The following is a 13815-nucleotide window of genomic DNA, read 5'->3' as shown; positions in this document are numbered from 1 at the left end:
AATTTTGTGTTATTATTTAACATTTAAAACAAATTATCATGTCATTAAAAATTTCTTATACAATTGCACTTTTACTTGGGCTGGGAATGATTTTTCTTGGAGCCCGCTTTTTCTTATCTCCTGAGGTTGCTACAGTCGGATATGTTTATTGTCCTTAACAAAAGCTACAATGGTGTTATTCAAGCTATGCCACACATCATTGCTATCATCATTTGTACCGTATCCGGGATAATCTTATTTGCAACTAAACCAAAAATATCGCTATGAAAACTCAAGGATACATTAAACTGATCAGTTCAGCAGAGAACAATGAAAATAGTGTATTGGAATTAAATATCCTGCCGGGCGAAAAAACTCCATGGCATTTCCACACTTTATTTTCAGAAACATTTGAGGTTTTGAAAGGGACACTGGAAGTAGGTAAAGGTAAAGATATTCACCGTTTAAAGAAGGGAGATATTGTATCTATAGCACCGAACGAAAAGCATTATTATCATAATGTTTCTAACGAGGAATGTATGGTAACGACAACCCTTAATCCTGGCAATAAAAACTTTGAGAATTCACTGTTTATTTTAAAAGGGCTTGCGAAAGATGGCTTAGTAAATGCGGCAGGAACTCCACGTAAATTTTCAGATTTAGTGCTATTTGTATACTTAAGTAACTCCAGAATGGTAGGGTTTCAAAAAATAGCCGGGCCGGTATTTAATTTTTTTGCTAAAGCCGCTATCAAAAAAGGGAGTCTGGATAAACTAATAAAGAAATATTGTAAATAATACAATGAACCAATTACAAACAGGTATAACGTCATCAAGCATGACGTTATACCTGTTTGTAATTACCTGATAATTTAACTGGATCTATTGCGCGCTTGCTGCTTCCTCAATCACACCCAAAATTTCTTTAGAATGAGAGAACATCGCAACGTGGCCAGATTCAATTTCGACTGTCCTGGCTTTAATTCTTTTAGACATAAAACGCTGCAATTCAGGACTCAGAGCTTTGTCTTGTTTAGTGACAATGTACCAGCTTGCTTTTTCTTTCCATGCAGGGCTAATACTTTTATCATTAAATGCTGATTGTTTTAATGGGATTTGTGTCGCGTAAATCAGATTTTGTAATTTAATGCTCAGATCTTGTGCAAAAGACTTTTGCATTCCCTCTTTAGATAGGAAAATAAATTCCCCTGAAGGGATAAAATACTTGCTTATATCAGTAGCAGGGCCTTTTGACGATAATGTTGCAACACTTTCACCGGAATCAGGGGCAAAAGCAGCAATATATACAAGACCGGAAACTTTTGGATCATTACCGGCTTGCGTGATTACAAAACCGCCCCATGAATGTCCAACTAATATAACTTTACCAGGTGCCATAGCTATAGCCCTTTTCGTCGCTGCAACATCGTCATCCAGAGAAGTCACCGGATTTTGTACGGAGATGACATTATAACCTTTACTTTGCAACGCAGTAATCTGATCAACAAAACTTGAGCCGTCAGCCCATACGCCGTGTACAAAGATAATAGTGGGTTTATTAGTAGTCTTATCCTGAGCACGGGTTATATGGGTGCCCAGCAGGATCAACAGGATAAAAGATAACATTTTGACTGATTTCATTTGTGTTTTATTTATGGTTAATATTAATTTGTTTCTATTTATATAATTGTAATCCGAAAGTATAGTGAGCCTGATAAAAGATCAATTCCTAACTGGATGAGTTAGACAAAACAATAACTGAATCAGGCATTTTTAATGCTGTTATGCTGACTTCTTATTGCAGTTTTATTTTTAAATAATTGTAGTTTCACCGATTTTGGGCAATTGTAATGTTATGGAAGAAGCACTGAATTGACGGATCGCGGCTTGCTGATCAATTTTTATAAATCCGAAAGTATCGTAATGTACCCCCATTACTTTTGTTGTCCCTACAAACTTAGCCGCCTGGATCGCATCATCTATACCCATTGTCAGCATATCACCTATTGGGAAAATGGCAAAGTCAATTTGTGCGAAGTTTTTGATCAATGTCATATCTAAAGTAAGTGCAGTATCGCCGCTATAATAAAAATTCCCGTCATTGCTCGTTATAACAAATCCGCTTGCTGTTCCGGCATAGCTACCGTCAGAAAAACTACTGGAATGCTGTGCGGCCACCGCCTTGACTACACCAAAGTCAAGCGACACCTTACCACCAGGATTTAAGGGCAGCGTGTTTTTTAAGCCTTGCTGATTAAAGTAGTTATAAAGCTCCCAGCTTCCTATAACCTTTGCTCCTGTACGGGTTGCTATCGCTGTCACATCAAGGATATGGTCAAAATGGCCGTGAGAAACAAAAATGTAATCCGCTACGATCTCTTCTATATTGATGTTCCCGGCGAGTTCATTCCCTGAAATGAAAGGATCAAATAAGAGTCTTTTTCCACCTGCTAAGACCGAAAAGCAAGAATGTCCATAATAGGTAAATTCCATAAATTAATGAGTTAAAAATGTTTTTGAGTTATACATACACTTGGCTATTAAAAGCACAAATGTAAACGAACGATCGTTCGTTTACAAATTAAAATAAAACAAAAAACACAAATGAACAAATGTTCGTCGTAAATTTGCCAATCATGGTAAGAACGAAATCGGAAATAACAAAGCAGTTCATTGTACATCAGACAGCACATGTATTTAATACTAAAGGTGTTGCTGCTACCTCAATAAGTGATATAATGGAGGCGACAAAAATGGGGAAAGGCAGTCTATACACACATTTTGAAAGTAAAGAACAATTGGCATATAGTGTTGTTGATTACAACTTAAATGATTTTTTTATAAAGATGGAGACAGTAATAAATTTAGAGTATTCAGCTAAAGAAAAGTTATTTGCCTTTCTTGACTTCCTGCATGATCCGGTCAATCACCCTATTAAAGGTGGATGCCCAATGCTAAATTTCGGAACGGAGGCCGACGATACTAACCCCGTAATTAAAGAGAAGGTACACATTGCTATGAAAGAAGCCCAACTGGGTATTGCTGCAATTCTTAAAAAGGGGATAATTGATGGGGAATTTCAAAAGGATTGGGATGCCGATGAGTATGCCTTAAAGATTTTCGCAATGCTGGAAGGCGGTGTATTGATGTCCAGGGTACATCAGGATTCAATGAATATGAGTGTTTTAATCAAAATCATAAAACGTGAAGTGGAAGAACAAACAGTCTAGCCAAAAAAATTGAGGCCCATGAACATTCCCACTTAAGGACAAGCATATTCCTTCATCCTGACCTTTAAGATTTCGAGAAATAACAGCATAGCAGGACTTATCCATTTATGCGTATGGTGTGCTGCAATCATCGTAATTTTAGGTTTAAAAGTTTTAATAGGAATCTCATCAATCTTTTTGCTAAACAGTTCTTCCTTTACAACAAAATGAGGAAGACAGGCAATTCCAAGGTTATTCATAACACTTTTTTTAACCGCTTCTATGCTCCACAGCTCAATACTCTGCCCCACTTTGATGTTTTTATCCTTTAAGTAATCCTCAAAATACCCCTGATAAACTCCATTAGGATCGTTATTAATTACCTGACAATGTTTAACCTGGTTTTTAAGATCAAAGTTTCTCTCTTTTTTGGCAAAATCAGGTGAAGCCATTAAGCCCACATCAAACTGTGCAAGAGGGATAACCTGAATTTGGGAATCATATCCATTAACCTGAAAATGAATTCCTAAATCAATATTATTCTTTATAATATCTTTTTGTGTTTCATAACAATTTTTCACTTTTAACTTCATTTGCACACCAGGAGCTCTTTCCAGGAACTCTTTTAACACAGGTTGAATGATATAAGTCAGCAAACTATCAGAGACAGAAATATTAATACTCCCTTCTATTTTATTACTGCTTGAATTTAAGAGTTTAATCTGTTCCAGCTCTTCCTCAATCTTTTTAATGTGCGGAATTAGCTTTAAAGATTGTTCGGTTGGAAACATTCGTCTGCCAATTTTTTCAAACAATGGAAATTTAAGCTCATTTTCCAACTGCTGTATCTGATAACTAATAGCAGATAATGAATAATTCAGGTCATTTGCAGCATCTTGAAAATTACCTTTTTCTACAATAGTTTTAAAACTCCTGAGCTGATGAACATCCATACTTTAATTTTTTCGAAGTAAAAATACAAATAGTTTTGATTGTTTAAAATGTAGCATTTTGATATTTTCGTTGCGAATTAAAAGGCTTAAGAAATAAAGATATGATCAATAAAAAGTTAAAGATATCAATAGTAGGTACAGGAGCCATTGGAGGTTATTATGGAATATTACTTTCTCAAATGGGACATGATGTACACTTTTTACTGCGTAGTGATTATGACTATGTAAAGTCTAATGGATTAACATTGCAGTCCGTAGTGCATGGGAATATTCATCTGCCAGAAATAAATGCCTATAACGACGCATCCGATATGCCTGTTTCAGATATTGTCCTTGTTTGCTTAAAAACAGGTCAGAACAAAACAATATTACCAAAAGTACTACCACATATTACTAATGAAAACACAGTAGTTGTACTTATACAAAACGGCTTGGGAATGGAGGAAGACCTATCTGCTGAATTTCCTTTTTTACAAATAGCAGGAGCCACTGCCCTGGTCGGTATTCACAAAGAAAAAAATGGATTGATCGTACATGAAGGTTACGGTAATATTGATTTTGGCAATTATAGTGTGAGGGAAAATACCATGCTTGAATACCTGGCTTCAATTTTCAATAGCATAAATATACCTTCTTCTTGTCAGGATCTATTGCAGCTAAGGTGGAAAAAATTAGTGTGGAATATGGCCTTTAATGGTCTTTCAGTTGTATTAAATTCAACAACCGCTCAAATTATAACCAATCATTTTGACTATTGCAGAACAATCATGCATGAAGTTATTAAAGGAGCAAATGCAAATGGAATTGAACTCCCTTTATCATTTGCAGATGAACTGATTATTTTTACTGAAAAAATAAAAGATTATTCTCCGAGTATGAAATATGATTTTGACCGGTCCCAGCCATTAGAATTACAATACATGTATCAAAAACCTATTGCTGCGGCTAAGGAAGCAGGATATGAAATGATAAAGACTACTAATTTGTATAATGAACTAAGTGAAATCTCAATGACAACAAGATAGGAATATGAAGTGAACCCAAAAGCTTTTGTCCAACTTTTGGGGTTCACTTCAAATCGTTATAGTAATTATATTTGGTTAGCGTTTTTATCTCATTCTCTAAAAGGTATAGTAAAATAAAATACGCTCCCTACCCCTAATTCACTGTTTACCCAGATTTCCCCTCCATGTCTCAATACAAAATCAACAACAAGATTTAATCCAAGCCCTGTGCCCTTTTCTCCGTTTGTACCATAAGTAGTATAATTTGATTTGCTGTTAAGGAGTTCCAAAACTTTCTCTGCCGGCACCCCAATCCCATTATCAGTTACAGAAAAGAGCATATCACTTCCTTTTTTCAATACTTTGATAGTTATTTCTCCTCCTGTATGTGAAAATTTGATAGCATTGGAGAGTAAATTTCTTACTATAGTTTCCAGCATTTCTTTATCAGCATAGATGCCCATCCCTGGCTCTATATGGTGTGCTATCCGAATAGATTTCTTATTGGCCATTGGCAAAACATTATGCACTGATCTTTCTATAAGGTTTGAAATATCATTAATTTCCACAGGATGAAAACCAATAGCATTAAATTGCGACTTTGCCCAGATCAGCAACCCTTCTAAAAGCTCATTTGCATTAGATAATTCCTGCCTGATCATAGAGAGGTGTAAGTGAATTTCATCAACTGAAATTAAATAAAGGTCAGCCAGCGTCATTTCTAAAAGCTCCAGGCTACCTGAAATTGGATTTCTGAGATCATGACCTATAATGGAAAGCAGCTTGTTCTTCTGCTCATTCGATGCAGTTAACTCCAAATTTAATGCTTTCAATGCATTCTCCTGAAACTTCCTGGCTGTTACATCCCTCATACTTCCTTCGGTGCCTACAATCCGGCCATCTTCAAAGATTAACCTGGCATTTACAGACACATATCTTAATTCCTTATCTGCTGTGATTAATCTAACCTCAAAATCGATTACTGTTCCATCATTCTTCAAACTATTGATAATCCTTTCTCTGTCTTGTGGATAATAGTAAAAATCAGAAACAGGCTGACCAATAATAGCTTCCCTGGAAAAACCAGAATATTGAAGAATTGACGGACTGATTTCAGTCACTAAACCAGATTGATCAGCTTGATAAAATACGTCCTGTACATTTTCAAATATAGAGCGGTATTTCTTTTCGCTTTGCCTCAGGTCACCTTCAATTTCTTTTCTTTTGGTAATGTCTTCAATTTGTGATACATAGTGAAGTGCCCTGCCCTGGCTATCCTTTAACATCGTTGCCGCAATGACGACCCAGATGATATCGCCGTTTTTATGAATATACCGCTTTTCAACTTTAACACTTTCGGTAACGTTATCAGCAAGATCAATAAGTTTTGCAATACTTTCCGGTAAATCATCCGGATGGGTAATATCCTGCATACACATAGACTGCAATTCTTTTTCAGTGTAACCCGTTATTTGACATAAACTAGCATTAACACGCTTCCAGCATCCTTCAGGAGAGATCAAAGCCATCCCAACCAAAGAGTGTTCAAATGCCTGGCGAAATTGTTCTTCGCTCTGGTACAAGTTCTCTTCCAACTGTTTATGCTTTGTTATATTAAAACCAACAGCACCTACCAGACTCATATTCCCCGAAGAATCTAAAAAGGGAAATTTGAACGTCATAAAGTATTGAGGAAAACCTTCCTGGTCACGAATAGTTTGCTGAAATTCTTTACTTTGCTTTGTTTTCAGGACTTCTGAGTTATTTACGAACGCGTCTTTTGCCACATCATAACCGAAAATATCCTTTTTGTTTTTACCGATCACTGTAGACGGAAGCTGATGGATATCTAAAAAATGCTTATTTGCATAGGTTAAAATATTAGCTGAGTTAGTAATCCAGCAAAGACCAGGTATATAGTCCATAAACACTCGGAATTGTGCCTCCTGATGTTTACTATTCTTTATTTCCGTAATATTTTCACAATACAATACAAATCCTCCACAGCCTGATAAACTTGCCGTCCACTGATTAATTTGCCATTTGATCAATACCTCGGTTTGATCAATAGGATTTATTCTCTTTGTCTCTCCATGATAATCATTACCAAGCAGACAATTATCAAAAATATCCTGCCATTTGTTGCTATCTACAGTGAATAATTCACTATGTAATTTGCCAATTACCTGCATCCCTTCAAGCCCGTTAATTACCAGCCATTGATTAGACACAGCCTGAAATCTCCAGTTTAAGTCTAAAATAGCCATGGACACCGGGCTATTGTTTAAAATATTATTTAAATCAGCGAAAGAAAGCATAATTCACAAAACAATTAATTTTTAATTAAAATCACCCTTAAACAAAAACCTAAAAAAGTTAAACAAAAGCTTGTAATTATTTGATATCGTTTATGATTTCAAACAACAATAAGTTATTTAAGGCCAAAAAAAGCAACATTCCAGAGATAAGAGCTATATATGAAACAATATAGCGCTTTAATTCTTTAGTGTTACATTATATAAACTTACGTAAATAATAGATTTTGGTTTGTTATTAAATATTTAAAAAATTTTAATATATTACTATTGTTAAATAACCAGAAAACATCAGTCATCCTATTTAAAAGCTAAATACTTTGATCATAACTTAGTAAAATACTAATTTCACATTAATTAAAAATAGTTAAACTTTCTTAATAAAAAAGTTATTTTTATTTAACGAACACAACAAGTAGTTTTTCCGATACTGATTAGCTTATTAGTACAGCTATACATTTAAATATTCAAAGCACATTCAGGTATTATCTTCTTAAGCCTGTAGGCTTATTTTTATAAACATACTATTCAATAATTTATGGACTTCCAAAATAACCCATATAAAGATATCTTCCAGCTTAGCCCACAACCAATGTGGATTTATGATATTGACACTCTACGTTTTCTTGAAGTCAATGAAGCAGCTATACGCCATTATGGCTATTCCAGAGAAGATTTTCTAAGCATGACGATTAAAGAAATAAGACCAGAGGATACTATTCCTCAATTTGAGCTTGCCATGGATAATGGTCACAGACATAAAGAACGTTTCACTAACAAACGCTATAAACACTTAAAAAAAAACGGGGATGTTATTGCTGTAGAGATTAAGAGTAATCTATTTGAATTAAATGGAAAGCCCGCTGAACTTATAATTGCTACTGATATAACTTCAGAGTTACAACATGAACAAGCAGCGAAAAGATTAGAAGAAACGCTGCTCCTGAGTGAAAAAAGATTTAAAGCACTCATACAGGCAGGGTCAGACTTAACATCTATAATTGATATGGATGGAAAATATAGGTTTTTAAGTGAGAGCTGTATCAGTTTGCTTAAAATATATCCTGATAAAATGATTGGTAAAACTGCTTATGATTATATACACCCCGAAGACCGGGAAAGAGTAGTAGAACAGATGAATTCTCTGCTTGAAGTTGAAAGAGTTCATATACAACCTTTTCGGTTCCTGAATGGTAATAATGAATGGCGATGGTTAACTACTACTGCAAGAAATATGCTTGAAGACCCTGCTATTTCAGGTATTGTGACAAATTCTACTGATATCACGGAGTTAATCAATATAAATGAAGAACTAAAGCTAAGTAATGACAGGTATAAGTTAATGCTTAAGGCAGCAGATGAAGCTATCTGCGATTGGGATATTCAAAATGATATAGCTTATTGGAGTGTAGGTTTCAATGAAATTTTCGGTTATAATCTGGATGTATATAATAATACATTATGGTCTGACAATATCTTTCCTGACGATAGGGAACAAGCTTTAAAAGAGTTAAATGATGCGGTAAAAAATCCAGAAACAGAAGTGCTGCATTCTGAATACCGATTTCTTAAAGCAAACAGAGAAGTTGCTATTATCCATTATAGAGGCATATTTCTTCGGGATAAAGATGGAAATGCAATAAGATCTATTGGCTCTTATAGAGATATTACCGCTTATAAAGAGAATATTTCTCAGGTTCAAAGACAGGCGATGCAACTACAGGAAATTGCATGGACGCAATCCCATAAAATCAGAGACTCTCTAGCGAAAATAATTGGATTAGTTGATTTGCTGAAAAATGAAGATTTTGTCACCGATGCTCAAAAAGAGATTTTAACTTTTTTAAATAAATCATCAACTGATCTGGATAATGGAATCAGAAATATCGTAAATATCACATATACTTTAGATAAATCTACTGATTAAGACAAATAGACAGGCATACGAAATGTAAAGCACGTTTCAGTAGTATTGGAAGTTGCCGTTAGGTTTCCACCATGGGCGAGAGCAATTTGCGATGCGATATACAGCCCTAAGCCCAGTCCTTGCTGACTTGGAGTATTGGCCTCCCTTGTAAAAGGCTCAAATAATGTTTCGATTGCATCTTGCGGAATTGGCTTACCTCCATTTGAAACAGTAAGTTCGAAATAATCTAACTCTATTTTGGCAATGACTTTTACTGGTTCATGTGGTGATCCATGTGTAAGCGCATTTGCTACCAGGTTTGATAACAATTGTGAAATACGGTCTGCATCACAATTTATAGTTTTTTTGACCTCGAAATCTACAGTTACTATTCTTTCAGGAAAGGTTATCCGCAGCTCCTCTGTAACATGTAAAATAATTGGTTCTATGAATACATCTTTTAAATCCAGCGACAGCCCCCCTCCTAAACGCACCCTGGCAAAATCCATCACATTAGCTATCAATTCTTCCATACGCAGGCTGCTTTTTTTAATCATACCTACAATTGTTTTATCGCGGTCGGATGAAGCAGAACGGGCTAAAAGCGATGCACCAGATTTTATAGCGCCTAAAGGATTTCTTAAATCATGACCTAAAACAGCAATAAATTGCTCTCTTAATGTCGATAGTTCACGTTCTTTTAATAGAGTCTTTTCCGCATCAATAACCGCGAGGCGTAAATTTTCTTCATAAACTTTTCTGTCTGTAGCCCGATAGACATTTAAGCGTATAAATAATGGCTTGTTGTGCTCATCGTTTCTAATATATCCATTGAGAAGAACAGGGAGCTTCTTGCCATCTTTTAATAATAATTCAGCAGCTACTTCTTCAAAAGATCCTTGTAATTTTAATAAAGGAGATAAATGGGTTTCATAAAAAATTCTGCTCCCCATAGCCAGCAAACTGCTCATGCGCTTACCAATCAGATCTTCCTTATTATAACCCAGCCATTCCAGTAATTTGGAGTTTATTCTGATAATGTCGCCGCGTGGGCTTGTAGAGATATAACCAGATAGTGAATGTTCAAGAAAGTCCTCAAAATTATTCTCGAGGTCTGAACTGTTATTTTTTTTTGGATCTGAGGACATATTATAAATAAGCTTTTATGGCTGATATCGTTTCCTCAGGAGCGCTCAAATGTGGACAATGACCAGTTGCTTCCAAAATCACGAGCTTACTTTCAACCATTTTTTCATGAATATACTCACCAACTTCGATAGGTGCAATAATGTCATCTGAACATTGAAGTATTAATGCGGGTGTAGTACATGTACTCAATATACTTCGGCTGTCAGTGAGAAAAGTTACACGTGCAAATTGCTGAGCAATGGTAGGATCGGTACGGCAAAAACTATTCGTTAATTCTTCACCCAGCTCACTCCTGTCAGGATTGGCCATTATTAATGGTGCCATTGTCATTGACCATCCCATATGATTTGTATTTAACGACTCTAAAAGTTCCTCAATCTCATCCTTACTAAATCCTCCGATATAATCTCCGTCATTAATAAAAGAAGCAGATGGAGATACTAAAATTAATGTTTTAAATAAGTGGGGTGCCTTTTCTGCTGAAAGTATACCCATCATGGCACTAACGGAGTGCCCGACAAAAATAATATTTTCTAAGTTCAGCTCATCCGCAATTTCTACTATATCCTGAGCGTAACCATCCAGGTCCTTATATTTTGCCGGATGATATGCTTTCAGGTCAGATTTCCCTGCTCCAACATGATCGAATAAAATGATTTGATGAGAATCCTCAAAAGCCGGTGTAATAAAGCGCCACATGTTTTGATCGCAACCAAAACCATGTGCAAACATCATAGGTGATGTACCATTCCCCTTTATTACTACATTGTTTCTGCTTAGTATATTCATTGAAACTCTTTATTATAATCCAGATAAATAGTCAATTGCTATAAATGCATATTGTTAAATCGTATTTTCATACTAATTGTTCAAAAATACGAATATTTGGTTAAACAAATGAAGATGTAATGGAAAGATTGAGTCCTGCTTCCCATACCGTAATTTAATTTAGAATGTCAATTTTATACTTAATTTAGCCCATGATTGCAACAACACAAGCTAAAGAGTATGAAAACGAAAATCGATATTGAAACCTGGCCAAGAAAAGAACATTTCTTGCTATTTAAAGAGTTCGAGGAACCTTACTATGGTGTAAATATCTCCATTGATTGTACAGCAGCTTATCGGGATGCGAAAGCCAGTTGCGCATCTTTCTTTCTTTATTATCTCCATAAATCATTGGCAGCAGCACAGCAAGTAGATGCATTCCGATTGCGTATCGAGAATGACGAGGTGTTTTTATACGATGTCATCAACGGGGGCTCCACCGTTGACAGACCTGATGGCACCTTTGGTTTTGCGTTTTATGATTACGCCGCTAATTTTGGTGATTTTATGGAAACAGGCTTAAAGGAAATGACACGTGTCAGAGGGCGTAATGACCTGGAGCGTACCAGCCGGCAAGACTTGATCCGGTTTTCCGCACTACCCTGGATCGATTTTACTTCAGTATCCCATGCCCGTTCGTTTGCCTTTAAAGACAGTGCTCCAAAAATATCCTTCGGCAAAATGACTGAAAAAAATGGAGTTCGTACTATCCCAATGTCTATCCATGTGCATCATGCACTAGTTGATGGCTTACACATCGGACAATTTATAGATATTTTTCAGAAGCTGATGAACGAACCTGTAACAGGGAAAGTTATCCATTTTTCCAAAGACATTTAGAAGGTGGCTCTGTAAGCGGCCAATACTGCCCCGTTGACAATTAAAATCACTACCTTTTGGAATAAGTGCTGTAATTAATGGGGATCCATCTATATCCAATTCCATCTTTTTCATTACGTACATGACCAATCCCGGGGAATGACAGATGATCTCCTGCAACCCAGTATCCATCTTTTGCGGCTTCTGAAAATGCTTTCTTTCGGGAAGCGGCAGCAGCCTTCGGATCTACATCATAGATGATAGTTATGGATGGATCTGGAAACTGAACAGCAGCTGAATGCATAATATCGCCCCAGAAAACTATTTTTTGTCCTTTACTCTCCACTGCATAAAAGCTGTGCCCGGGTGTATGACCAGGACTGGCTATCGGAGTTATTCCTGGAAAAAGCTCGCTGCCATAGGTATAGGTTTTCACTTTGCCTGCATTCATATAGGGGCCAACTTTAGTTGTTGCTTCAACAAAGTATTTTTTCATTCCTGCGGCGGCTTGTTTATAGTTTTCCGGACTTAACCAGAAATCAGCTTCTGCTTTACTCACATATATCGTAGCATTTGGAAAAACCATTTGCTTTCCTTCCATTAGCCCGCCAGTATGATCGGTATGGATATGGGTAATTAATACTGCATCTATCTGATCCGGAGAGTAACCGGCTCTTTTCAGACTTTCACTCAAATGTCCAAGTGATGGGCCGTATAATTCGGCTGTTCCCGCATCTACAAGTATCAATTTATGATCAGCCTTAATCAGATAGGCATTCACGGAAGCTTCAACAGGGTCTGTTTGATAATTAAAGGACAATGCTTTAGTCAGTTTCTGCGAACTGATTTGTAAAAGTTTGTTCAGTTCTTGTGGTACTGTTCCATCTGATAAAGCAATGATTTCAAAGTCGCCCAATTTCATCTGGTAATATCCCGGCTGAGCAAGCGGTTCGGATACCCGTAGCTGTGCGTTGGTTGTTGTTGCCATTCCCGCAACAACTGCAATCGTAAAAAGTGATTTTAAAAAGTTTGTAAAATGAAATGATTGGTTCATATTTCTAAGCTATCCGTTACCTCCATTGCTAACAGATCGTATACAAAGATGTGCTGATAGATACGCTTAAACAAGTACGCAATTCATTATCATATAGGGCGGAATTTATCCCTATACCCCATATTAGAATTAATAATTACTTTTATATCGCATTACCTAACAGCAGTATATGTACGAAAGAAAGATTCCCAAAGACCTGGATTGCGGCATGGCAATGATTATGGAGATTATAGGCGGTAAGTGGAAACCATGCCTGATACTGAACATTAGTCGTGGCTTTAGAAGACCCAGCGAACTACAAAGATTAAATAAGAAGGCTAGCAGAAGGGTACTCCATCAGCAACTTAAAGAATTGGAAGAATTTGGTATAATTACACGTGTCGTTTATGCCGAACTTCCGCCAAAAGTAGAATATTCTCTAACAGACCTGGGAAGTTCATTATTACCCGTAATCGGTACAATGGACGACTGGGGTTCTCAATATATGGACAATCCTCAGAACTTACCTATAATCAATGGATTAAAAAAGGTTTCTTAGTGAATTGCAAATTTAAACAGGCTATTAAACTTTTTCATCATTTGTTTATCTTAGTTTTAACC

General features: G+C 36.2%; 13 protein-coding genes. 6 read left to right on the top strand and 7 right to left on the bottom strand.

What is annotated here, in order from left to right; all coding sequences use genetic code 11:
• Positions 1–263 precede the first annotated feature (263 nt).
• Entirely contained in the window at positions 264–776 is a 513-nt protein-coding gene (locus tag HDE70_RS06810; protein WP_183888955.1) for a cupin domain-containing protein, read from the top strand.
• Between the two features lie 84 nt (positions 777–860).
• Here the strand turns inward: HDE70_RS06810 and HDE70_RS06805 are convergent, their stop codons facing one another.
• Complete coding sequence (locus HDE70_RS06805) at positions 861–1619, bottom strand: alpha/beta hydrolase (RefSeq protein ID WP_183888953.1); 759 nt, start codon at positions 1617–1619, stop codon at positions 861–863.
• A gap of 171 nt (positions 1620–1790) precedes the next feature.
• A complete protein-coding gene (locus HDE70_RS06800) occupies positions 1791–2471 on the bottom strand; it encodes a metal-dependent hydrolase (RefSeq protein ID WP_183888951.1) in 681 nt (226 codons plus the stop codon).
• A 143-nt stretch (positions 2472–2614) separates the two neighbouring features.
• Here HDE70_RS06800 and HDE70_RS06795 point away from each other — a divergent pair, with 143 nt between their 5' ends.
• The gene (locus HDE70_RS06795; protein ID WP_183888949.1) at positions 2615–3208 is read left to right on the top strand and encodes a TetR/AcrR family transcriptional regulator; all 594 of its coding nucleotides are present in this window, start codon (positions 2615–2617) and stop codon (positions 3206–3208) included.
• Positions 3209–3240: 32 nt separating this feature from the next.
• On the opposite strand, the gene HDE70_RS06790 is transcribed toward HDE70_RS06795, so the two are convergent.
• Entirely contained in the window at positions 3241–4140 is a 900-nt protein-coding gene (locus HDE70_RS06790) for a LysR family transcriptional regulator (protein ID WP_183868913.1), read from the bottom strand.
• A gap of 101 nt (positions 4141–4241) precedes the next feature.
• Here HDE70_RS06790 and HDE70_RS06785 point away from each other — a divergent pair, with 101 nt between their 5' ends.
• Positions 4242–5165, top strand: a complete 924-nt coding sequence (locus tag HDE70_RS06785; protein ID WP_183888947.1) for a 2-dehydropantoate 2-reductase — start codon at positions 4242–4244, stop codon at positions 5163–5165.
• An 89-nt stretch (positions 5166–5254) separates the two neighbouring features.
• On the opposite strand, the gene HDE70_RS06780 is transcribed toward HDE70_RS06785, so the two are convergent.
• Entirely contained in the window at positions 5255–7462 is a 2208-nt protein-coding gene (locus HDE70_RS06780; RefSeq protein WP_260160036.1) for a PAS domain S-box protein, read from the bottom strand.
• Positions 7463–7997: 535 nt separating this feature from the next.
• Between HDE70_RS06780 and HDE70_RS06775 the strand changes: the two genes are divergently transcribed.
• Positions 7998–9386 carry a PAS domain-containing protein gene (locus HDE70_RS06775; RefSeq protein WP_183888943.1) on the top strand — a complete coding sequence of 463 codons (1389 nt, stop codon included), beginning with the start codon at positions 7998–8000 and terminating at the stop codon, positions 9384–9386.
• On the opposite strand, the gene HDE70_RS06770 is transcribed toward HDE70_RS06775, so the two are convergent.
• On the bottom strand, positions 9383–10513 hold the full coding sequence (locus HDE70_RS06770) for a PAS domain-containing sensor histidine kinase (protein ID WP_183888941.1): 1131 nt from the start codon (positions 10511–10513) through the stop codon (positions 9383–9385). The genes HDE70_RS06775 and HDE70_RS06770 overlap by 4 nt on opposite strands.
• Before the next feature lies 1 nt (position 10514).
• Positions 10515–11303, bottom strand: coding sequence for an alpha/beta fold hydrolase (locus HDE70_RS06765; protein ID WP_183888939.1), 789 nt, complete (start codon positions 11301–11303; stop codon positions 10515–10517).
• A 219-nt stretch (positions 11304–11522) separates the two neighbouring features.
• Here HDE70_RS06765 and HDE70_RS06760 point away from each other — a divergent pair, with 219 nt between their 5' ends.
• Positions 11523–12182: a chloramphenicol acetyltransferase gene (locus HDE70_RS06760; protein WP_183888937.1), complete on the top strand. Its 660-nt coding sequence runs from the start codon at positions 11523–11525 to the stop codon at positions 12180–12182.
• Between the two features lie 49 nt (positions 12183–12231).
• On the opposite strand, the gene HDE70_RS06755 is transcribed toward HDE70_RS06760, so the two are convergent.
• A complete protein-coding gene (locus tag HDE70_RS06755) occupies positions 12232–13215 on the bottom strand; it encodes an MBL fold metallo-hydrolase (protein WP_260160033.1) in 984 nt (327 codons plus the stop codon).
• Between the two features lie 169 nt (positions 13216–13384).
• Here HDE70_RS06755 and HDE70_RS06750 point away from each other — a divergent pair, with 169 nt between their 5' ends.
• A complete protein-coding gene (locus HDE70_RS06750) occupies positions 13385–13753 on the top strand; it encodes a winged helix-turn-helix transcriptional regulator (RefSeq protein WP_183888935.1) in 369 nt (122 codons plus the stop codon).
• The last annotated feature ends 62 nt before the right edge of the window (positions 13754–13815 follow it).

Source organism: Pedobacter cryoconitis, from assembly GCF_014200595.1.
Taxonomy (GTDB): domain Bacteria; phylum Bacteroidota; class Bacteroidia; order Sphingobacteriales; family Sphingobacteriaceae; genus Pedobacter; species Pedobacter cryoconitis_C.
Note: the sequence above shows the minus strand (reverse complement) of the source record. Positions and strands in the feature narration are given on the sequence as shown.